Origin of the sequence: Silvania hatchlandensis, from assembly GCF_025564065.1 — a bacterium.
Classification (GTDB): domain Bacteria; phylum Pseudomonadota; class Gammaproteobacteria; order Enterobacterales; family Enterobacteriaceae; genus Enterobacter; species Enterobacter hatchlandensis.
Genome location: NZ_JAMGZK010000037.1, coordinates 83,617 through 104,118, shown reverse-complemented (window position 1 = coordinate 104,118; position 20,502 = coordinate 83,617). Strand labels below are relative to the sequence as shown.

General features: G+C 55.9%; 21 protein-coding genes. 11 read left to right on the top strand and 10 right to left on the bottom strand.

From position 1 onward, the window contains the following. The first annotated feature begins 87 nt into the window (after nucleotides 1–87). From M8014_RS03360 to M8014_RS03335, 6 genes are all read left to right on the top strand, one after another. Complete coding sequence (locus tag M8014_RS03360; RefSeq protein ID WP_271281146.1) at nucleotides 88–1,080, top strand: sensor domain-containing diguanylate cyclase; 993 nt, start codon at nucleotides 88–90, stop codon at nucleotides 1,078–1,080. 53 nt (nucleotides 1,081–1,133) lie between these two features. After that, nucleotides 1,134–2,111, top strand: coding sequence for a sensor domain-containing diguanylate cyclase (locus M8014_RS03355; protein WP_271281129.1), 978 nt, complete (start codon nucleotides 1,134–1,136; stop codon nucleotides 2,109–2,111). Nucleotides 2,112–2,193: 82 nt separating this feature from the next. Next, nucleotides 2,194–2,721: a GNAT family N-acetyltransferase gene (locus tag M8014_RS03350; protein WP_271281128.1), complete on the top strand. Its 528-nt coding sequence runs from the start codon at nucleotides 2,194–2,196 to the stop codon at nucleotides 2,719–2,721. Between the two features lie 117 nt (nucleotides 2,722–2,838). Then, on the top strand, nucleotides 2,839–4,290 hold the full coding sequence (locus M8014_RS03345) for a tagaturonate reductase (RefSeq protein WP_271281127.1): 1,452 nt from the start codon (nucleotides 2,839–2,841) through the stop codon (nucleotides 4,288–4,290). Between the two features lie 244 nt (nucleotides 4,291–4,534). After that, nucleotides 4,535–5,449 (top strand): bestrophin family protein, encoded by a 915-nt coding sequence (locus M8014_RS03340; RefSeq protein WP_271281126.1) that lies wholly within the window; start codon nucleotides 4,535–4,537, stop codon nucleotides 5,447–5,449. A gap of 131 nt (nucleotides 5,450–5,580) precedes the next feature. Further along, complete coding sequence (locus M8014_RS03335) at nucleotides 5,581–6,048, top strand: GNAT family N-acetyltransferase (protein WP_271281125.1); 468 nt, start codon at nucleotides 5,581–5,583, stop codon at nucleotides 6,046–6,048. 3 nt (nucleotides 6,049–6,051) lie between these two features. On the opposite strand, the gene tam is transcribed toward M8014_RS03335, so the two are convergent. Then, nucleotides 6,052–6,810 carry a trans-aconitate 2-methyltransferase gene (tam, locus tag M8014_RS03330; protein ID WP_271281124.1) on the bottom strand — a complete coding sequence of 253 codons (759 nt, stop codon included), beginning with the start codon at nucleotides 6,808–6,810 and terminating at the stop codon, nucleotides 6,052–6,054. Nucleotides 6,811–6,946: 136 nt separating this feature from the next. On the opposite strand from tam, the gene M8014_RS03325 reads away from it, so the two are divergent. From M8014_RS03325 to M8014_RS03315, 3 genes are all read left to right on the top strand, one after another. Next, nucleotides 6,947–7,261 carry a helix-turn-helix domain-containing protein gene (locus M8014_RS03325; RefSeq protein WP_271281123.1) on the top strand — a complete coding sequence of 105 codons (315 nt, stop codon included), beginning with the start codon at nucleotides 6,947–6,949 and terminating at the stop codon, nucleotides 7,259–7,261. After that, nucleotides 7,254–8,516, top strand: a complete 1,263-nt coding sequence (locus M8014_RS03320) for a type II toxin-antitoxin system HipA family toxin (protein WP_271281122.1) — start codon at nucleotides 7,254–7,256, stop codon at nucleotides 8,514–8,516. The genes M8014_RS03325 and M8014_RS03320 overlap by 8 nt, the downstream gene beginning before the upstream one ends. Nucleotides 8,517–8,580: 64 nt before the next feature. Further along, a complete protein-coding gene (locus M8014_RS03315; RefSeq protein ID WP_271281121.1) occupies nucleotides 8,581–8,919 on the top strand; it encodes a hypothetical protein in 339 nt (112 codons plus the stop codon). Here the strand turns inward: M8014_RS03315 and M8014_RS03310 are convergent. The 5 genes from M8014_RS03310 to M8014_RS03290 form a co-directional block, all read right to left on the bottom strand. Then, nucleotides 8,909–9,502 carry a hypothetical protein gene (locus M8014_RS03310; protein WP_271281120.1) on the bottom strand — a complete coding sequence of 198 codons (594 nt, stop codon included), beginning with the start codon at nucleotides 9,500–9,502 and terminating at the stop codon, nucleotides 8,909–8,911. The genes M8014_RS03315 and M8014_RS03310 overlap by 11 nt on opposite strands. Before the next feature lie 76 nt (nucleotides 9,503–9,578). Continuing rightward, nucleotides 9,579–11,573, bottom strand: coding sequence for a TonB-dependent receptor domain-containing protein (locus M8014_RS03305; RefSeq protein ID WP_271281119.1), 1,995 nt, complete (start codon nucleotides 11,571–11,573; stop codon nucleotides 9,579–9,581). Nucleotides 11,574–11,584: 11 nt separating this feature from the next. Next, nucleotides 11,585–12,640, bottom strand: a complete 1,056-nt coding sequence (gene yncE, locus M8014_RS03300) for a 7-bladed beta-propeller protein YncE (RefSeq protein ID WP_271281118.1) — start codon at nucleotides 12,638–12,640, stop codon at nucleotides 11,585–11,587. Nucleotides 12,641–12,799: 159 nt separating this feature from the next. Next, a complete protein-coding gene (locus M8014_RS03295; protein ID WP_271281117.1) occupies nucleotides 12,800–13,273 on the bottom strand; it encodes a DMT family transporter in 474 nt (157 codons plus the stop codon). A 9-nt stretch (nucleotides 13,274–13,282) separates the two neighbouring features. Further along, nucleotides 13,283–13,717: a DMT family transporter gene (locus tag M8014_RS03290; protein WP_271281116.1), complete on the bottom strand. Its 435-nt coding sequence runs from the start codon at nucleotides 13,715–13,717 to the stop codon at nucleotides 13,283–13,285. A 99-nt stretch (nucleotides 13,718–13,816) separates the two neighbouring features. On the opposite strand from M8014_RS03290, the gene M8014_RS03285 reads away from it, so the two are divergent. Further along, nucleotides 13,817–14,770, top strand: coding sequence for a LysR family transcriptional regulator (locus M8014_RS03285; protein WP_271281115.1), 954 nt, complete (start codon nucleotides 13,817–13,819; stop codon nucleotides 14,768–14,770). On the opposite strand, the gene M8014_RS03280 is transcribed toward M8014_RS03285, so the two are convergent. Then, nucleotides 14,753–15,805 (bottom strand): FUSC family protein, encoded by a 1,053-nt coding sequence (locus M8014_RS03280; RefSeq protein ID WP_271281114.1) that lies wholly within the window; start codon nucleotides 15,803–15,805, stop codon nucleotides 14,753–14,755. The two genes, M8014_RS03285 and M8014_RS03280, sit on opposite strands and share 18 nt — an antisense overlap. 181 nt (nucleotides 15,806–15,986) lie before the next feature. Between M8014_RS03280 and M8014_RS03275 the strand changes: the two genes are divergently transcribed. Next, nucleotides 15,987–16,727, top strand: coding sequence for a nitroreductase family protein (locus tag M8014_RS03275; protein ID WP_271281113.1), 741 nt, complete (start codon nucleotides 15,987–15,989; stop codon nucleotides 16,725–16,727). A 67-nt stretch (nucleotides 16,728–16,794) separates the two neighbouring features. Here M8014_RS03275 and M8014_RS03270 read toward each other — a convergent pair whose 3' ends face one another. From M8014_RS03270 to M8014_RS03260, 3 genes are all read right to left on the bottom strand, one after another. Continuing rightward, a complete protein-coding gene (locus M8014_RS03270) occupies nucleotides 16,795–18,336 on the bottom strand; it encodes an MFS transporter (protein WP_271281112.1) in 1,542 nt (513 codons plus the stop codon). A 68-nt stretch (nucleotides 18,337–18,404) separates the two neighbouring features. Further along, the gene (locus M8014_RS03265) at nucleotides 18,405–19,421 is read right to left on the bottom strand and encodes a Gfo/Idh/MocA family protein (RefSeq protein ID WP_271281111.1); all 1,017 of its coding nucleotides are present in this window, start codon (nucleotides 19,419–19,421) and stop codon (nucleotides 18,405–18,407) included. 11 nt (nucleotides 19,422–19,432) lie between these two features. Beyond that, nucleotides 19,433–20,500, bottom strand: coding sequence for a Gfo/Idh/MocA family protein (locus M8014_RS03260; protein ID WP_271281110.1), 1,068 nt, complete (start codon nucleotides 20,498–20,500; stop codon nucleotides 19,433–19,435). Nucleotides 20,501–20,502: the final 2 nt, after the last annotated feature.

Here is a 20,502-nt window from a genome sequence, read left to right as displayed (position 1 = left end):
TGAATGTATCGGAATAATCGTGTGATGAACGGAACTGACAGACTCAGTAAAGCCCCTCGCGTACCAGGTAGTCGGTTTGTCAAACGCATGTATCTGATGCGGATCCTCGGAACATTCCTCTGCTTTTTACCTATTCTTTCTGTGCTGCTTGAGCAGCAACGTTCAGCGTGGCTTATTGGTCTGCTGGGCCTGAACGCCTTTGTCTGGCCCACCGTGGCCCTGCTGCGGTCGCGTCGCTCTGCCACTCCCTTGACTACTGAGCATCAGAATCTGGTGCTGGATGCCGGTGCGGGTGGGTTCTGGATCGCCATGATGGCGGCCAATCCACTGCCTTCCATCACCATTGCCACCATCCTGCTGGCCGACCGACTGGCGGCCGGAGGGTATCCGTTGATGAAAAAAGCGGCCGCCGTGATGCTGGTTGTCTTTCTGGCGAGCTGGCTGACGCAGGGGATGGCGCTGGTGCCGTGGGTCTCCCAACGCACCCTGTACGCCACGCTGCCGCTGATCGGTATCTATACGGTGGCGCTGAGCGTGCTGACAAACAGTATTGCCATGCGGCTGCGCTTTAAGTCGCGCGAGCTGGAGCGCATTGCGATGATGGATCCGCTGCTGGATATCGCCAACCGACGGCTACTGGAGAAGCGCATTGATAATGAACTGCACAACCTGCGCCAAAGCCGTCGTGAATCGGCGCTGATGTTCATTGATATCGACAATTTCAAAGAGGTTAACGACCGTTTCGGCCATAAGGTCGGGGATATGCTCTTGGTGACAGTGTCACAAATCTTGCATATCGCCACCCGCCAGACGGATACCCCGGCGCGGTTAGGCGGGGATGAATTTGTGATATTGCTGCCTGATACCTCGCTTGAAGAGGCGCGAGTGGTGGCCACCCGGATTATGGATGCCGCCGCGGTGATTGAGGATGTGGCCGAAGAAGCCGTGCAATGTACGATGAGTATCGGCATTGCCAGTGCCACCCGGGAGATGGACGATGTTACCGACTGGTTACAGGCTGCGGATAATGCTCTTTATCAGGCAAAACGCGAAGGGAAAAACCGCATATTTGCCCACTAACTGACGTCAGTATGCACTAAACTTTTAAAAAAAAAGTCGGCCCTGGAGTTTGTATGAAATCACCCTCACTGCCCACTAACGAAACAGTGCGTCTCGCTGCGTTGCGCGAATCCGGTCTTCTGGAGGCGAATAAGCACGTAACTTACGATCGCCTGACCCGACTGGCAAAGCGCCTGTTTAACGTCCCGGTGGCGATGGTCAACCTGATTGATGACCATGTGGTGGTGGTGAAATCGGCCGATGGGGTGAGCGCCGACAACCTGCCGCGAAACCTCTCATTTTGCGCCCATACGCTGCTGGCCAATGCGCCGCTGGTGGTGGCAGACTCCTTAGACGACACCCGCTTTGCGGATAACCCGCTGGTCACGGATATCTACCCGGTGCGTTTTTATGCGGGCTATCCGCTGCATCTGCCCGACGGCACGGCGGTGGGCACGTTGTGCATTATCGATCATCTGCCGCGTCAGTTTTCTTCTGATGACCTTGCCGCGCTGGCCGACCTGGCCGCGCTGGCAGAGGTTGAGTTCGCGGCTACCTGCACCACCATTACCGATGAGCTGACCGGCTTGTATAACCGACGCGGCTTTCATCATCTGGCGACCTACGGCATCAACGCGGCCCGTCGCCGTGCTGAACCCCTGACCCTGGCCTGGCTGGATCTTGACCGCTTTAAACAGATTAACGCGCGTTATGGTCGCGCGGATGGTGATACCGCGCTGAAGGCGGTTGCTGGCCTGCTGCGATCCACCTTCCGCGAAGCCGATGTACTGGCGCGCTACGGCGGGGACGAGTTTGCAATCCTGTTCGCCAATAGCGACGAGAAAGGGGCGTGGATCGCCATGCAATTTCTGACCGAGCAGGCTGCAGTCTGGAATGAGCATTCCGAATACCCGTGGTCGCTCTCGTTTGCCTGGGGCGTCAGCGAGTTTAATCATGAACGCGACGATCTGAACAGCTGGCTGAAAAAGGCCGATGAGATGATGTACTCCATGAAGCAGCAGCGGGGTACGGGCGTTATCAGCGAAGAGTGAGATAAGAAAAAGCTCTGTCAGAGGCTGTTGCGTTAAAAATTCGTTACGTGCATGGTGATGTTATTGATTAAAAGGATAAAAAATGACGTCATCACCCTCCATTCAGATTTTCTCGCGTGAGGCCATTCTCGCGCATCTCCCGCAATTAGCCGAGATCCTGCACAGCTGTGTGCTGGGTGGCGCATCGGTGAGCTTTATGCTGCCGTACAGCCTTGAGCAAGCTTGCGATTTTTGGCGCGGCGTCGCAGAAAGCGTCGGGCGCGAAGAGCGTTCCGTGCTGGTGTGCCTTGATGCCGGGGGGCAACTCGTCGGCACCGTCCAGCTGATCACCGACCAGCCTGCCAACCAACCCCACCGGGCCGACGTCGCCAAGTTACTGGTTCACCAAAATGCCCGCCGCTGCGGGGCCGCCGGACGGCTGATGCAGGCGCTGGAAACGGTCGCTCGCGAGCAGGGAAAAAGCGTGCTGGTGCTGGACACTGCCACCGGCAGCGGCGCTGAGACCTTCTACCATCGGGCTGGCTGGCAAAAAGTGGGTGAGATCCCGCGCTACGCCCTGATGCCAGACGGTGAGATGACCGCAACCTCGGTGTTCTACAAATTTCTCTAAAATGATTCACAATTGCGGTTGGGTTTGATCAAAACAGGGTTTTGTGGTCGTAAAGTTTGATAAGTTATCGTACCAATCTTATCAGGCTGTATGACTAATCATTACAAGGACCCCATTGTGAACACACTGAACCGTCGTGATTTCCCCGGTGCTCTCTATCCTGAACGTATCATCCAGTTTGGTGAGGGCAACTTCCTGCGTGCATTCATCGACTGGCAGATCGACCTGCTAAACGAACATACCGACCTGAATGCCGGTATCGCGATTGTGCGCCCGATCAAAAGCGATTTCCCGCCTTCACTCAGCACTCAGGACGGCCTCTATACCACCATCATTCGCGGCCTGAACGAGCAGGGCGAAGCGGTGAGCGATGCGCGTTTGATCCGTTCGGTAAACCGCGAAATCAGCGTTTACGACCAGTACGATGAATTCCTGAAGCTGGCGCACAACCCGGAGATGCGTTTTGTCTTCTCGAACACCACCGAGGCGGGCATCAGTTACCACGCCGGGGATACGTTTGAGGATGCGCCAGCGGTAAGCTATCCGGCCAAACTGACCCGTCTGCTGTTCGAGCGCTTCACCCATTTCAACGGCGCAGCCGATAAAGGTTGGGTGATCGTGCCGTGCGAGTTAATCGACTACAACGGCGACGCTCTGCGCGAACTGGTCCTGCGTTATGCCCGGGAGTGGGCGCTGCCGGCGGCCTTTACCCAGTGGTTGAACGAGGCTAACAGCTTCTGCTCGACGCTGGTCGACCGCATTGTGACCGGGTATCCGCGTGATGAAGTGGCCGAACTCGAAGCCTCGCTTGGCTATCACGATGCATTCCTCGATACTGCCGAACACTTCTATCTGTTTGTGATCCAGGGGCCAAAATCGCTGGCGGCCGAGCTGCGTCTCGACAAGCTGTCGCTCAACGTGTTGATTGTTGATGACATCAAACCGTACAAAGAGCGCAAAGTCGCGATCCTCAACGGCGCGCATACCGCGCTGGTGCCGGTGGCCTTCCAGGCCGGGCTGGATACCGTGGGCGAAGCGATGAACGACGAAGAGGTGTGCGCGTTTGTCGAAAAAGCCATTCATCAGGAAATCATCCCGGTGCTCGACCTGCCGCGCGATGAGCTGGCATCGTTTGCCAGCGCAGTAACCGGTCGTTTCCGCAACCCGTACATCAAGCACCAGCTGCTGTCGATTGCGCTTAACGGCATGACCAAATACCGCACCCGCATTCTGCCGCAACTCCTGGCAGGGCAGCAGGCAACCGGACAGCTTCCGGCGCGCCTGACATTTGCTCTGGCGGCGCTGATTGCCTTCTATCGTGCTGAGCGTAACGGCGAAAGCTACCCGGTGCAGGACGACGCGCACTGGCTGACGCGCTTCCAGCAGCTGTGGACCCAACATCATGACCAGCAAATCACCACCCGCGAGCTGGTGACGGCGGTGCTGAGCGTCAGTGAACACTGGGAGCAGGACCTGACCCAGGTCAGTGGACTGGTTGAACAGGTGGCGCAGGATCTGGATGCTATCGTGCAGAAAGGGATGCGTGAAGCGGTTAAACCGCTGTGCTAAGCCTTTGATGTCCGCCACTCTCGTAAGGGGAGAGGCGGATAACTGCGTAGCCGGGCGACTGCCCGGTTTTTTTACACAGGTAGTTAGTTACAACATACTTTGTTCTTCTCCTTCAAACCCGCTACTGCAACACCCTGCGGTCTGTATCTGTCTGGCAATAATGCCATAACTTTTTAACATACTTGCAACCGTGACGACGATCACGTTTAATAGTCACCGCTCTTTTTTCCCGATGAAGCTGACTATGATTGTTCGTCCTCAACAGCACTGGCTGCGTCTGATTTTTGTCTGGCACGGTTCTGTGTTGTCCAAAATTTTTTCCCGGCTGTTTCTTAACTTTTTGCTCTCCATTGCCGTGATCATCATGCTGCCCTGGTACACCTCGCTGGGCATCCGGCTGACGGTCGCGCCGTTCAGTATTCTTGGGGTCGCCATCGCGATCTTCCTTGGTTTTCGCAATAACGCCTGTTACTCACGCTATGTCGAAGCCCGGCAGCTGTGGGGACAGTTGATGATTGCCTCCCGATCCCTGTTCCGGGAAGTGAAAAATACCCTGCCGGACGATCCCGCTCTCGGCGAATTTGTCCGTTTGCAAATCGCGTTCGCCCATTGTCTGCGCATGACCCTGCGCCGACAGCCGCAGGCCGACCAGCTTGCGGCGTATCTCTCGGCGGAGCACCTGCGCGTGGCAATGGATTCCAGCTCGCCCGCCAACCGCATCCTGCTGATCATGGGCGAATGGTTGGCGGTCAGACGTCGGGAAGGTCAGCTGTCGGATATTCTGTTCCACAGCCTGAATATTCGTCTGAATGATATGTCGATTGTGCTGGCCGGCTGCGAGCGGATTGCTAACACCCCGGTGCCGTTTGCCTACACGCTGATCCTGCATCGCACCGTCTATCTGTTCTGCATTATGCTGCCGTTTGCGCTGGTCAGCGATTTGCATTACATGACACCGTTCGTGTCGGTGCTGATCTCCTACACCTTTATCTCGCTGGATACGCTGGCAGAAGAGCTGGAAGAGCCGTTCGGTACCGAAAACAATGACCTGCCGCTGGATGCCATCTGCAATGCCATGGAAATCGACCTGCTGCAGATGAATGATGAGTCGGTGATCCCGACGCGCAAGCTGCCGGACAAGTATTATCAGCTGACGTAACGCACGCAATTGCCGCCGGAACAGCATTCTGTTGCGGATGATGCTGCCCACTAGCGGGACAGAATTGATTGATAATCCTCCTGTTTATTGCTAAATGTCGACATCAACATTGCGCAATGAGGAGAACGTCGATGCACCTGAGAAAAGCACAACCGCATGAAGCAGAAGCGTTATGGCATCTGCGTAACCAGGCGATCCGTCACGGCTGCCACACGTGCTATGCCCCGGAGGTGATCGCGCGCTGGACGCCGGACGTGATGCCGGAAAAGGCCCGGGAGATGATTGCCGGAAATCCCTTTTTTGTGATCGAAGACGAAGGGATACTGGCGGCAAGCGGTTTTCTCGACCTGCAGAACGCCAGCGTGGAGGCGGTGTTTACCCTGCCCGCATTTGGCGGCAAAGGGCTGGCGACGCAAATAATCCACGCCATCAAGCAGGAGGCCCGCGCTCGCGGCATGACGCGCCTGACGCTCTCCGCCACGCCCAATGCAGCAACGTTCTATCTCCGGCAGGGGTTTGTGTCGCTGGGAGAAAGCCTGTACCCGTCGCCGCTGGCCGGTGCCGATCTGCAATGTGTTGATATGGAAATCGCGCTCTGAGCGTCAGGGTTCATGTCGGGCGACGATAAACAGTCTTGGAAAGGCCAGCAGGATCTGCCCGTTTTCCTGCAGGGGATACTGCTCCTGCAGCAGCTGATGGTAGCGGTGCAGATACTGCTTCTGTTCGCTTTCATTCAGATCCTGCAGCCAGGGACGTAAACCGGTGGCGCTGACCCAGTCGATAATCGCCTGATGCGAACTCATCGGGTGATAGTAGGTGGTGCGCCAGATATCCACGTCGCAGCCGGCTTCGGTCAGGATGTCGTAATAAGCATGCACCCCAGGAAGCAAGGGGCGCGTGCGATCCGGGTAATCCTGTTCAAACGCCACCTCACGCATCAGCACATGGGTGGGCTCCAGTGCATTATCGGGCATCTGGATCGCCAGCACGCCATTTATCTTGAGCCGGGATACCAGCTGCGGCAGTAGCTCATAATGATCGTCGATCCACTGCAGCGAGGCGTTGGCATAGATAACGCTCAGAGCATGTTCCGGCCGGAACTGGCGAATATCCGCCTCGATAAACCGGCAGCCCGGCAGCGCGGCTCTTGCCTCTGCCAGCATCGCGGGGGAACGATCCACCCCGGTGATCCGTGCTGATGGCCAGCGCTGCTGCAACAAGGCGGTGCTGTTGCCCGGCCCACAGCCGAGATCAACCACATCCGTCACGTCATTCAGCGCAATGCGCGAGAGTAACTCCACGGCGGGACGGGTGCGCTCAGCACCGTATTGCAGATACAGCGAAGGGTTCCAGTCGGACATGCGTGACGCTCCTGTTTGTGCCTTTTCTGCAAGTGTAGACGATTTCCCGGCACGTCTTATGGATGAGGTAAAACTCTCTTTTTAGCACTATAATATTGGGTGTTAACTTTGATATAAGGTTATAAAACACATTATTATGGATTTAAAACTCAGTAAGCCAGGCGAGATTGTAAAACTGCTGTGCGAGCGGATACGCAAAGAACGTATCAGTATCCAGATGACTCAGTCTGAGCTGGCGCAAAGGGCAGGCGTGGCAGTGAATACCGTTTCCAATCTGGAAGCGGGGCGTAACGTTGGCTTTGAAGTAGTGGTGCGTATAGCGATGGTTCTGGGCAGAGCGGGAGAGCTGGAGTCATTGTTTATGCCTAAGCTGGAAAGCCTTGACGATCTTCGCCGCTATGAACAAAACGCCACTCGGCAGCGGATCAAGAAAAGGAGTTCTCATGATTAATCACATCGAGGTGTTCTATGAAGGCTGGGGCGAACGCTGGCTATGGGGAACACTGGCCAGTACCACAGCCCTGACCGGGCGCCCACTGATTATGTTTGAATACAGCCAACAGGCGCAGGAGAGGGCGTTCGAGCTTGCCGCCTTGACACTGCCTCTGCGGGGGCCGAAATTGCGTCAGACCTTCCCGGTGCATCAACTGGGGTTACCCGGCCCGGTTTACGACTCTCTGCCAGATGGCTGGGGGATGTTGCTGATGGACCGCTTGTTCCGACAACGGGGTCTGAATGCGGCACGCATCGGTCCGCTGGAGCGTTTGACCTATATTGGCAGTAACGCCATGGGGGCGATGTCATTTATGCCCGTTCAGTCAGATGCCTCGGCCTCACAGGACGATATCCCTTTACAGCAACTGGCCGCAGAAGTGCAGGACGTGTTAGCAGGTGAAGGTGGCGCATTTTTACATCGGCTACTGCAAATGGGGGGGTCTCCGCAGGGAGCGCGGCCGAAGGCGCTGCTTTATCGTGACGTTGTCACGAAAAAATTTACTACGCTGGCATCATCCACGCTGGAGCCATGGCTGGTTAAATTCCCGGCCCGGCATGAACACGCAGAGGTATGCGCGATTGAGAAGATTTATGCTGAGGCCTTGCTTGAGTGTGGCATTCCGGCACCCGAGACCGAATACTTTGAGCTACCTGATGGGTATGCCGCATTTGCAACAAAACGATTTGACCGCAAATGGGGCATGCGCGTTCCCATGCAAAGTCTGGCGGCTTTCACCGGCGCGAATTACCAGCTGGCGGGTTCAATGGATTACGTCAATTTTTTGCGGGCGACGCAGCTCTGTACCAACGATGTTCGCGAGAAAACACACGCCTTCGCCCGAGTGCTGTTTAACGTTATTTTCAATAATCGCGATGACCATCCCAAAAACTTTGCTTATCTGATGTCATCCACCGGTTCATGGTCGCTGGCACCTGCCTTTGACGTCACCTTCTGCGAAGGTCCCGGCGGTTATCATCAGATGGATGTGATGGGTGAAGCGCTGGATATCAGTAAAGCGCAGATTTTACGACTGGGCATCGACGAAGCAGAACTTTCAAAAGCCGACGTTATCCAGTGGATCGCGCGTATCTCAGCAGTCGCGGCGGGTTTTAGCACCAAAGCAAGGGATCGGCTTCCGGGGCAAATAAGAGAAGAGACCCTGCGCTACATACAGTCGCTTATCGATCAAAATATCAGCCGACTCAGCTAAATGCGAAGCCGTAAGCCGGGACCTGAACTACGCTTGAGCAGAAGAACCCTTGTGGAAGGAGTGCATGATGATCCCAAAACTGCGTATCCTGTCTCTCACCTGTCTGGTCATCGCCGGATGCGCCTCTACCGACGGTACCTCGCCCGAGGAGCAGAAATATCGCAAAGTCGAGGCTGCCGCCAGCCAGTGCGCGGAAGAGGTGAAAAACCAGACTATTGAACTGACCGCTGAAGGACAGTCCGCCAATACCCGCTGGACGACCGTTGAGTACGTCGTGCCGGAGCAGCACACCCGAACGGTGGAGTACCGGACCTCAAGCGCGGTAGACAATGGCCAGCCGGGCAGCGCATGGCAAGCCTGTATGAAGAATAAACATGCACTCGTCCCTGAACTTAAATTGTGATGCGCTCGGGAGTATCCGACAGCCATGCCAGCCAGTCCGGGCAGGATAATTTGTGATGCCAGGGCATCACAATTTCACTCAACAGCGCCAGAAACGACGCCGTACCCATCTCCGTCGCCGGGCAGGTTCGCTCGCCACCCCAGTCATCAAACAGATCCCAGTAACAGGAACTCAGTTGACTGACGCAGGCGTCTACAAACGGAACCGGGGATGAGAATGCGTGCAGGGCCAGCGTCTCCATGCGGCGTTCGGCTGCGGGAATGTCGGTGCATTGCAGAAAATCGCCAAGGGTGATCCTGAGCCACACCAGGGCGGCCATTCGCGTATTGGGCCAGGCTTGCTGCTGTTCGGCAAGATAGCGCTCCAGCCAGTGGGTCACTTCATGGCACTCGGGATTGGCCTGCAGGCCCAGCGAGGCGAGGATCAGTAGCGGCTCAGAGTCATCACCGGCCATCACGCGGTGTTCCGCCCAGCAGACAATCTGTCGGGATGTTTCGTCGCGCGGAATCAGCGCGTCCTGAAGGAAAACGTGCATGCACAGCAGTTCATGAAGCGTGTAGGGGGGGGTATTGCGAACGGTCATATTCGGTCCTCCATGGTTGCCGTCATTCCAGCCTGGGGATCGAAGATACCGGAGCCAGTAGGCTCCGGTAAAGGGATCAGAACTCGATACGGGCACCGAAGTTGTAGCGGCGGCCTTCCAGCATCGACGACTGGTTATAGGAAGTGGTGTAGATCGGGTTAGCATCGAACAGGTTGTATACGCCGCCCATCAGGGTGGTGTTCTTGTTCAGATGATAACGCGCACCCACGTCAACCAGGGCATAGGCATCGGTTTCGCTGGATTTGCCGATGTCCGGAGAAGTGCTGCGCCAGCTGGATTTGGTCCACAGCTCCAGGTCGTTCATCGCGTTCCAGGTCAGAGAAACGTTCGCCATGCTGGTCGGGAAGTCCGTCAGGGCATCGCCTTTGTATGGGCCGCTCTTCTGTTCGCTGTGGGTGTAGGTGTAGTTGGCATTAGCCTTCAGGGAAGGGGTTACCTGCCAGTCACCGTTCAGCTCGAGACCGTAGATTTCCGCATCGCTGACGTTGTAGTACTGGGAGACGGTGTCAGCAACATAGCCGTTGTACGTACACTGTTGGGTATCTGTGGCAGTACAGATGGTGTGATCGCTGATTTTGTCTTTGAATTTGGTGTAGAAGACCGTGGCATCCAGCGCCAGCGCGTCCTGCTGCCAGTACACGCCCACCTCGGTGTTGACGCTTTGCTCCGGTTTGAGGTCGTCATTACCGATGCCGATTTCGGAATACGGATAGGCGCCATACACGCTGGTAAAGCCTGCGTTGTTCTGACGCAAGTCCGGTTTTTTATACCCGGCTGAGACGCCGCCTTTCAGCGCCCAGCTTTCATCGATTGTCCAGTTGCCGTAGAGCTTCGGCGTGACGTGGTAACCAAAGTAGCTGTCGTGATCCAGACGCGCGGAGGTGGTCAGGGTGAAGTCAGGCACAATCATCCACGCATCTTCGGCAAATACCGCCCAGCCGTTACGCGAGATTTCACTGACCGGCGTTACACCCGGCGCTTCTTTGTCCTTGATACCGAATTCGTCATCCAGTTCGTTACGCGTAAAGTTCACGCCCAGCGTCAGCTTATGATCGCCGAGGGTGAAGGTGTTGGCGCTGTTGGCTTCGTAGTTCTTCTGGGTAATAAACTGCGAGTCCATCCCCGGTACACGATATTCAGTTTTGGCTTTTTCGTAGCTGATGAAGTTTTTCACTTCCAGCACATCGCCATACCAGGCGTGCTGCGACAGTGACGCCGCATCACGATCGAAGCCCCAGTACCACTGCTTATCGTTGTGCGTTTTCTCCTGATTGCCCTTCGAGGCATTCAGATCCCAGAGCTGGGTATCGGTCGGGGACATGGAGATGGTCGCGTCCAGGTTGCCGGACTGATGCTTAACAAAACGTTCGTCTTTCTCGCTGTCATCATCACGGCGATCCAGATAGTCGGCAGCCACGCTCACCCCGAGCTTGCCCGGAATAATCGGGCCCATCAGGAAGGCATTGGTCTGGTTGGTGTTACCGAATTCGCTTTTTTCCTGCAGGAAGTAGTTATCTTCCAGTACCCCGGTCCATTTCTCCAGGTTATAGGCTTTTTTGGTGATGACGTTAACCACGCCCCCGATGGAGTCCGAGCCGTACAGCGAGGACATCGGCCCGCGGATCACTTCGACGCGTTCAATCGCGGCCATGGGCGGCATAAAGGCCGCTTCGGTGCCGATATGGTGCCCGTATGGGCGAGATTCACGGGTCGCCTGCTTGATACCGTTGACCATATAAGAGGTATAAGACGAGTCCATACCGCGCATCTGCACATCACCGGATGCCAGGCTGCCGTGACCGTTGCCGACCAGCACGCCGGGTATTTCGCGCAGCGCTTCGGTCACGTTCTGATTGGAACGGGTATTGAGCTCCTTTTCGCTGACCACGGAGATGGTCGCGGGCGCTTCGCGGCGTTCCTGGCTAAACCCGGTGGCGGTCACCACCAGTTCATCTTCGTTGACCGGTGCGGTATCGGCAGCAAAAACGGCCGCAGGGAGGTTAGCCAGGGCGAGCGAAATCGCCACGGCCATGCGTGTCTGAGTTATCACAAAAAAATCCCTTAAAGTTTGGTTAAATCAATCTTGAGAACGTAGTCAGCCTTGTTGTCTTTTTCGTCCTGCTTGACGCTGGCATAAAGCGTGCGGGCATCAGCGGAGAGCGCCAGGCTGTTTGGCATTGCAGCGGTTTTGATGGTGTGCTTCAGGGTATTGCTGTTCGCGTCGATCACGCTTATCTGACGATCGTTGCGGTGCGTGACATACACCTCTTCACGCGCGGCGTTATACAGCACCGCCACGGAATTCGGGCTCGGGATGCGCTGAAGGAGTTTGCCGGAGTCCAGCTGCACCACCAGCACATCGCGGGTGTTGGTGTCAGCGATATAGCCCACGCCTTTGGCGGTGTTCAGGGCAATATTCAGGAAGTAATGCTTCGGCTCGGCAGGGTCAACCTTCACGCGCGCCAGCAATTTTGCGTTTTTGCCATCAAGGGTGATCAGCTCGCCATTCCCGTTGACGACGTAGACTTTATCGCCCGCGGTATCGACCGCAAAGCCAACCGGTTCGAGCTTTTCGAGGGTTTCAGCAAGCTGCTGCTTCTGGGTATCAACCACCCACAGCAGGCCTCTATCCTTGCGGCCAATCCCGGACACATACAGACGCTGATGCTTTTTATCCAGCACCACTTCGCGGACGTGGGCTTTTTTATTCGGATCGGAATCGTCGCTCAACTGAATGGTTTTGATCTCTTTGTTGGTGCGGGTATCGAGCAGGGTAACGGAGCCTTCCAGCGCATTGCCCAGATAGAGAATATGGTTTGCTTCATCCAGCGCGACGGCAAACGTGCGGCGCTGAGTGGCGATTTTCTTATCAATCTGCAGCGAATCAGCCCCCAGCAGGAAGACTAATCCGGCCGTTTTGTCTTTATCAAAAGAGGGCGCAGAGGCGGCATACAGTGATTTCTGGGCGTTATCATAGGCCAGTTCATACACGTTGTGCCCCAGCGGCTGGGAGTGGAAATCCGTCTCGGAGAAGTCTTTAGCCAGCACGGTGCCAGCGTGGAAGGCCAGCGAAATGGCCAGTGCACAGAGGGTTTTATTTTTTAACGTAGAGGTCATAAGTATAATTTTCTTTACAGTTGCTTACGTAAAGAAAATGATAATGATAAGTAGTTTCATTTGCAAATGATTGCAACTCTCATTTACCTACCAATTTTTAGAGTAGACCCGTTGCCTTAAACCAAACAGGCCGGAGCATCAGTCCCCGGCCTGTCACTGTTACTTGTTTACCGCAGCTTGAGGTGCCGCGCAGGGTTTACTGCTTAAGTAGATAAAACACAGCGCAATCCCCAGGCAGACGACGGCGCCCAGGCGGCTCAGCGAAAACGGGATGGCCGGATTACCGAGCCAGCCAAAGTTATCGATCAACATGCTCATGGTCAGCTGGCCGAAGATCACCGCCACCGTGGCAACTGCCGCCCCAATGCGCTGCACGGCAAGCACCATAATAACGATATAGGGCACGCCAAACATCGCCCCCAGCAACTGCCATTTAGGGACATCCATCAGGCTGACCGCGTGGGGTGGCTCAAAGAAGACGATGAGCAGAGCGGTAATCAGTGCCCCGACCGAAAACGTCAGAAACGCACTCTTAAACACGCCCACTTTGCTGCCAAGCTGTCCGTTGATGGCGGCCTGAATGCTCAGCATTGCGCCGCCAATCACCGCCAGCATAATCATAATAATTATCATCGTGTTACCTTACCCCTGTGCAACCAGCACCAGCGCCGCAATGATGAAAATCAGGGCAATGATGCGTTTGTGGTCAATTTTCCGCTGGGGCGTCCCGAGCAGGCCAAAGTGATCGATGATCAGACTTTTACTCACCTGACCCGCAAGGATGCCAATCATGGTCATGGCGATGCCGATTGCAGGGGTGGCGACAGTCAAAATAATGACGTAAATCGGGCCGAGCACGCCGCCCAGCAGCTGCCATGAGGGCTGTGAGAAAAAGGACGGGCTGTTGCGGGGGCTGAAAAACAGCATCAGCAGAAACGTCAGCGCGGCACCGACGCCAAACACGCTGAACGTCGCCCAGAGGTCACCCACTTGCCCGCCCAATGGACCCAGCAGGCCAGCCTCGACGGACAGTCCCATGCCCCCGGCGATAACCAATAAAATCAATATAAAATGCATAGCACACCGTCTCTCGTTATTCAGGCGCAGAAGACTACCCCTGTTCAGCGTTGAGAAAAATGCCATAATGCGATAAACACCTGTGCAGGATTTGCATCAATGTACGACGCCGGCAACATCAGCATTCACGCGCTGCGCATTTTTATTAACGTGTATGAAACGCAGAATTTTTCCATGGTGGCGCGCCGGGAGGGGATCTCCGCCTCGCAGGTGTCTCGCGTTATTCACCAGCTAGAGGATGCGCTAGGACAGCAGCTTTTCTACCGCAATACCCGGGCCGTTATCCCGACCGAAAGCGGGCATCTTTTTATCCCCTATGCCCGGGCGATGGCCGGTCAGCTTGAGGATGCCCGCCGGGAGCTGGATGAGCGGTCGCAGGAACCGTCTGGTCTGATCCGCATCAATGCCCCGGTGTTTTTCGGCCAGCGACACGTTGCCCCAGGCCTGCCGGGACTGACGGATCGTTACCCCCGGCTCAACATCGAGCTGACGCTGACCGACGATTACATCGATCCCCATCGTGATGCCGCTGACGTAATTTTTCGCATTGGTGCGCTGACCGATTCCTCCTTCCACGCGCGCATTTTTGGTCAGCAGTATTACCATCTTGCGGCTTCACCGGCGTATCTGCGTAAACAAGGTCAGCTTAATAGCCCGGACGATCTCAGTCGCCACAAATGCCTGGTCTATCGCGGATCGTCCGGGCCGAATCGCTGGCTGCTGCGCCCGCCGGGCGGGGAGTGGATCCATTATCCCATCACGCCGCTGATGTCCTCGAACAATGCGGAAACGCTGCTGATAGCCGCCCTCGGTGGGATGGGGATTGTTCTGTTCCCTGACTGGCTGATCGGTGACAGGCTTCAGCGCGGCGAGCTGGTGGCGTTGCTGCCGGAGATGCAGACCGGCATTAAGACGGAACCACAGAATATTGCGGCGATTTATCCCCACGCGCGGCACCCGCCGCTGAACGTCAGGGCGCTGATTGACTATTATGTCGAGGCGTTTGGCTCGCCGCTTTACTGGCAGTCAGCAACCTCAGGCAGGGATGTTTAGCGATCGAAACACCAGCATCACCAGGGCGATGATCACAATCGCCATCAGGATGCTGGCGCAGCGCATCACCGCCTGAACCGGTTCGGTAAGCCATAAGGTGTCCTGGATAAAAACAATAATCCACGCCACGGTAAACTGACGGCCAAAATAGCTGAATGACGGTTTGCCCTGTTGCAGGTGACACCCCAGCCACACGCCAGCAATCAGCGTGATGAGGTAAAAAACAGCGGAGTGGTGCAGCAACGGCAATAGCAGCAAACTCAGCAGCGTCGCGGCCAGGCAGCCCGCAAAGCGCTGCTGCATGCGCTGATTAATCTGTACCTGGACCGGCTGCGCAGAGGGCGGCAGTACAAACAGCGCCAGCACTGACACCATCGCCTGCCAGAAACCGGTCATCTGGAAAACAAGCAGTATCGGGGTCACCAGCAGCAGGGCGACAGCGGCCTGCAGGGGCAGCAGCAATCGTGAGGTCGGCTTAGGCTGGTTTTCAGGTTGATGCGGATGCAGCGAGCCACGGTTCAAAGGATAAAACAGGATCGTGACCAACACGCAGATCGTGCAACCCAGCACCACTTCTTCGATACGGCTAAATGTGAAGCTGAAAAGCGGCCGAATATCGCTTGTCTTCTGCGCCTCCGCCATCACCATCATGGCCGTTACTCCGCCCAGCACCCAGGAATAGGACCAGGGAGAAACCCCGGCCCGCCAGACGGCGATCCCACCGATAACGGCACAAAACACCACCAGAAAAGCCGGGTTCTGGCTGAGGTACGGGGCGACCAGCAGAGCCAGACCGCCGCCGACCAACGTCCCGGCGACCCGGTGACAAGCCCGCAGCGCCGATGCCTTAATGGCGGTGTTCATGACCGCAAAGCTGCTCAATGCCGCCCAGCCGGGGTAATCTAGCCCCAGGAGATCGGAGCACAGCACCGACAGCAGCAGCGCAACGATCACCTGAATCGCGAACATGTCCTTGCGCGTCGTCGCAAGCCCGTGACGGAGCCATTGCTTGAGTTGAGCGGTGATTGTGTTCACAAGACGGCACCTTTTTTATGGGTGCTTTAATTCTATCTCAGGTTGATGTCTCTGCCTGGGCGGATCACCGGCCAGAACCCGGACAGCTCCGAAGGGGGGCTCGCCTTCGCTGATCGCATAGAGTGATAAATAACAATGTACGGCAGGCTGTTAGGCTTTTGCGTTCGATCCAGGAGAGTATATGAACACCATTATTGATTTGTTTAACGAGCATAAAAGCGAGCGCAGCTTTACCGAACAGCCTGTTGATGACGCCACGCTGGAACGGATTATCAGCACCGCGTATCGGGCTCCGACATCGGTGCATTCCCAGCAGGTTTCTGTTGTGGTCACGCGCGATGCGCAGATGCGGGCGAAGATTTCGCAGATTGCCGGCGGCCAGCCCTGGATTGCCAAAGCACCGGTCTTTATTACCTTCGTGCTGGATATGCATAAAACCAGGCTCGGGATGACGCTTGCCGGTAATGAGCAGCAGGCGCATAAGAGCATTGAGAGTATTGTTGCAGGCTCAACGGACGTGGGGATTGCGCTGGGCTCGGTGATGGCCGCCGCGCGATCTGAAGGGCTGGGTATTGTGCCGATTGGCGGGATTCGTCTGCATCCCGAGGCGCTGATTGATCTGCTCGAGCTGCCCGAACATACCTTCCCGGTTGCCGGAGTGGTGATTGGCCATGTTGATGTGCCGTCCCATCCGAAACCGCGTCTGCCGCTGGAGACGTTCCGTCACGATGAGACCTACAAGACTGCCGGGCTGGAAACGAAGATTGCGCGCTATAACCAGCAAATGACCGATCACTGGCAGGCCATCGGTCGCAACGACGGGGAAACCTGGAGTGCCAGCGTTAGCGGTTACTATCAGCACATTTACTTCCCGGATGTGTTACCGGCGATCGTCAAACAAGGTTTTGGCATCGATAAGTAAGGGCGTCAATGCGGCGACGATGATGTCGCCGCATTCCTTATGATGTGGAAAACAGCCTGGCTTCAGCCTATTTGATTGGTGAGAGATCAATGTCACGTTCGACCGTGGCGTTACCTCCCCAGACCTGATCGTATTCATAACCGGTCAGCTGCTTGATCACCACCCGAGTGTTGTCATCGCAGTCACGATAGTCACCCCCGAGCTTGCGGCGGGCGATCTCTTTCAGCAGCAGTTTGTGTGTTTCCCGGGTCAGGGTGAATTTGTATGTGGCAAAGAAACTGACGGCCAGCAGAACCGCCGTGGCAAAGATCATCAGCCCAATAATGGCCTGCATCGCCTGTTCAGGTTGCGCGCTGCTCCCTTTCACAAAGCCTGCCTCTTCGAGCACCAGCCCGATTATCATGATGGCAATCGCCACCGTGCTCTTACGCGTGAGCACCATCACCCCAGCAAAGATCCCCTCGCGGCGCTGCTGAGTGACCATCTCGTCGATATCGGGAATAAAGCTGTAGATATTCCACGGGATGTAATACAGGCCAGACCGCGCGGCACCCAGCAGGATAAACACGGCAGAAAACAGCAGGGTGGGAACCTGAATATGCGTAATGTAGACCGTGAACAGAAACGCCAGCACGCAAAATATACAGCCGTACGAGAGGCGTAATGCCGCGGAAGGGGTGATATTTAAACGGTTTAAAAGCAACATAAAACCGTACGTTCCTGGGACCGAGGCAAAGGCGGCAATACTTAACCAACCTGATACCATCGCGGTATTGCCCTGCAGGCAATAAACAACGTAAAAGGTAAAAACAGAACCAAATACGTCCATCGCGGTAAACGAGAATATATAGATAATAATATGTAAACGAAATGCCCTGATGCGAAATGACGATAACAGATCCAGAATAAGGTATTTCAGGTGATTAAATATCCCGCCGCTGCGTTGGCTATCGACTTTGAAATCCGATTCCTGAGGAACATCTTTGGCCTCCCAGGTGCAGTACCAGGTGATAAATACGGCCAGGCAAAACACGCAGGAAAATATTATTCCCGTCAGAGTATAGGTAAAGGAATTATCCTTGCCGGTGAACTGCATAATAACGCCGGGAACCGACACGGCGAGGAAACCCCCCAACTGGGAGCAGATCATCCGCACGCCCGAAAGGCGGCTGCGCTCTTCGTAGCGATTAGTCATCTCTGCCGCCAGCGTCTCCCACGGCACCAGCACCATCGCTGACAGCAGTTCGATAGACAGGTACGTGCCGAGATAATACCAGTACCCCATATCCGTTATCCACAGCAGGGCGTACAGGAACATTAAGGGTGAACTGAGTAATAAAAAGAAACGACGGCGACCAAATTTTCTCCCTAACCAGGTATTGCCAAAATTATCGGTAATATAACCCATAACAGGGCTGAGTAATGCATCTATTACGCGGGCAATAGCAAATATCGATCCGGCCTCGAGAATTGTCAGGCCACAATAGGTGGTGTAAAAGAATAATAACCAGGTGCCAATAATGGCAAAGGCACCGCCACCAAACAGATCGGTTATACCATAACCCAGTGCGACGCCGTAGCTTACCCGGCGCTCAGTCGGCTTGACCATAATACCCCCAAAATGACTATTCCATAGTCAAATAGATTATTTAACGGTTGTCGTAACAGAGACGTGCTTTAATCAATAATATTCAGCCATTGTCTGGTCTGGGAAGAACGATAAATAGCGTCAATGATAGATAATGACTTACTGGCTTCATTGATATCGATGGCATATTTAGCGCGCGTACTTACTGCCTGATAAAAATGGTGGATTGCCTGCTGGTGGCCCTGACCCCAGTAGCTTTTGCTGCTGCCGTTGGGCGAGGCATCGCTGACCAGTTCGGTTTGCTGGTCTGCCGTGATGCGCCAGAGCCGGTTGTCGTTCAGCCGCAATGTGCCACGTTCGAAGTGGATCTCCAGCAACAGCGGTGAGTCCGTGGTGTGGCAGTTGCTGGCATAAAACAGACCGCGGGCGCCGTTGGCGAAGTGCAGGGTGGCCATGGCACTGTCTTCGCCTTCGGTCACGTCGGCCAGCTCGCCGCTATCCACCACGCCTTTCAGGCGCGTGACGCCTCCTGCAAACCACTGCATCAGATCGAGGGTGTGGATTGCCTGGTTGATCAGCAGGCTGCCACCCTCGGTCGCCAGCCGCCCGCGCCACGGGCTTTGCGTATAGTACGCGCCAGAACGGGACCAGGTCAGTACCGCCCGGATGCTGAGCATCTTGCCCAGCCCGCTGTCGGCCACCTCCCGACGAATACGCAGGCTGGTGGGGTTGTAGCGGTTTTGATAGCACACGCCCAGCATTCCCGGCGCCCGCTCGACGGCCTGGCAAATATCGGTAAGTTCACTGGCATTCAGGCCCACAGGCTTTTCGCAGAACACGTGCTTTCCGGCAGCCAGCGCTGCCAGGATCATGTTCTTGTGCTCAAAATGGGGAGTGCAGATGTGGACTACGTCGATGGCCTCATCCCGCAGCATCTCCCGGTAGTCCTGATAAAGGTGGCACCGGTAGTTGTCTGCCAGCGCCTGGCCTTTGGCAATGTCGATGTCCACCAGGGCGCGCAGTGTCACATTGGGCAACAGGCGAAGGGCGTTCACATGACAGCCGTGAATGGCTCCGGCCCCGATAATTGCGGTATTGATTGTCATAGGGGCCCCCGTTAGCCAGCCGCATTCGCCAGCATCTGCGCTTTGATGCACAGTTCTGCCGCTTTGAAGGCGTGCGCCTGGGTCATCGCGTTTTCACTACGATGCAGGCAGTCGAGGATCAGGGCACCAAAGTAGGGGAACCCAACCTGACCGGCCACCGGATAGCGGAATTCACCCTCTTTATTAACCAGATAGACCACATCCTGTTCGCCACGGGTGATATCGACGTATTTGCGGATCTCAATGTAACCCTCGGTGCCCAGCAGCGTCAGACGGCCATCTCCCCAGCTGCTCAGCCCGTCAGGGGTGAACCAGTCGCAGCGGAAATAGCCGCTGGCACCGTTTACGCCTTTTAGCATCGCATCGCCAAAATCTTCAAACGCCGGATATTGTGGGTGATTAACGTTGCGTACCTGACTGGCTACCACGGTGGCCTCGCTGTTGCCGGTATAAAACAGGAACTGCTCGATCTGATGGCTGCCGATATCGCACAGGATCCCGCCAAAGTAGCGACGATCGTAGAACCACGCCGGGCGGCCTTGTCCCTCCCGGTGCGGGCCGGTGCCCAGCGTCTGCACCACCTGGCCAATGGCCCCTTGCTGCACCAGCTGTCCGGCGAAGACCGCGCTCTCAACGTGCAGGCGCTCGCTGTAGTAGACCGCGTATTTCTTACCGGTTTTTTCGACCATCGCTTTGGCATCCGCCAGCTGTTCAAGGCTGGTGAGCGGCGCTTTGTCGGTGAAATAGTCCTTACCGGCGGCCATCGATTTGAGCCCCAGCGCACAGCGCTCGGACGGGATAGCGGCACCCGCCACCAGACGCACCGTATCGTCGGCGAGGATCGTCTCCAGCGAATCGGCAATTCTGGCCTGCGGATAGTGCCGCTTAAAGTTATCAACTTTTGCCGGATCCGGGTCGTAGACCCATTTCAACGTTGCGCCCGCTTCAATCAGCCCGTTACACATCCCGTAGATATGGCCGTGATCGAGCGCGGCGGCAGCAAAAACGAATTCTCCCTCCTGAACGACCGGTTCGGGTTTGCCCACCGGGGCGTAATTCATTCCGTCTTGTTTGTTCATGT

Coding starts and splice junctions, on each gene's coding strand:
- M8014_RS03260 (WP_271281110.1), bottom strand. CDS start 20,500: ATGAACAAACAAGACGGAATGAATTACGCCCCGGTGGGCAAACCCGAA.
- M8014_RS03275 (WP_271281113.1), top strand. CDS start 15,987: ATGAACACCATTATTGATTTGTTTAACGAGCATAAAAGCGAGCGCAGC.
- M8014_RS03270 (WP_271281112.1), bottom strand. CDS start 18,336: ATGGTCAAGCCGACTGAGCGCCGGGTAAGCTACGGCGTCGCACTGGGT.
- M8014_RS03355 (WP_271281129.1), top strand. CDS start 1,134: ATGAAATCACCCTCACTGCCCACTAACGAAACAGTGCGTCTCGCTGCG.
- M8014_RS03320 (WP_271281122.1), top strand. CDS start 7,254: ATGATTAATCACATCGAGGTGTTCTATGAAGGCTGGGGCGAACGCTGG.
- M8014_RS03285 (WP_271281115.1), top strand. CDS start 13,817: ATGTACGACGCCGGCAACATCAGCATTCACGCGCTGCGCATTTTTATT.
- M8014_RS03335 (WP_271281125.1), top strand. CDS start 5,581: ATGCACCTGAGAAAAGCACAACCGCATGAAGCAGAAGCGTTATGGCAT.
- M8014_RS03360 (WP_271281146.1), top strand. CDS start 88: ATGTATCTGATGCGGATCCTCGGAACATTCCTCTGCTTTTTACCTATT.
- M8014_RS03265 (WP_271281111.1), bottom strand. CDS start 19,421: ATGACAATCAATACCGCAATTATCGGGGCCGGAGCCATTCACGGCTGT.
- M8014_RS03310 (WP_271281120.1), bottom strand. CDS start 9,502: ATGACCGTTCGCAATACCCCCCCCTACACGCTTCATGAACTGCTGTGC.
- M8014_RS03340 (WP_271281126.1), top strand. CDS start 4,535: ATGATTGTTCGTCCTCAACAGCACTGGCTGCGTCTGATTTTTGTCTGG.
- M8014_RS03350 (WP_271281128.1), top strand. CDS start 2,194: ATGACGTCATCACCCTCCATTCAGATTTTCTCGCGTGAGGCCATTCTC.
- M8014_RS03295 (WP_271281117.1), bottom strand. CDS start 13,273: ATGATAATTATTATGATTATGCTGGCGGTGATTGGCGGCGCAATGCTG.
- M8014_RS03325 (WP_271281123.1), top strand. CDS start 6,947: ATGGATTTAAAACTCAGTAAGCCAGGCGAGATTGTAAAACTGCTGTGC.
- tam (WP_271281124.1), bottom strand. CDS start 6,810: ATGTCCGACTGGAACCCTTCGCTGTATCTGCAATACGGTGCTGAGCGC.
- M8014_RS03315 (WP_271281121.1), top strand. CDS start 8,581: ATGATGATCCCAAAACTGCGTATCCTGTCTCTCACCTGTCTGGTCATC.
- M8014_RS03290 (WP_271281116.1), bottom strand. CDS start 13,717: ATGCATTTTATATTGATTTTATTGGTTATCGCCGGGGGCATGGGACTG.
- yncE (WP_271281118.1), bottom strand. CDS start 12,640: ATGACCTCTACGTTAAAAAATAAAACCCTCTGTGCACTGGCCATTTCG.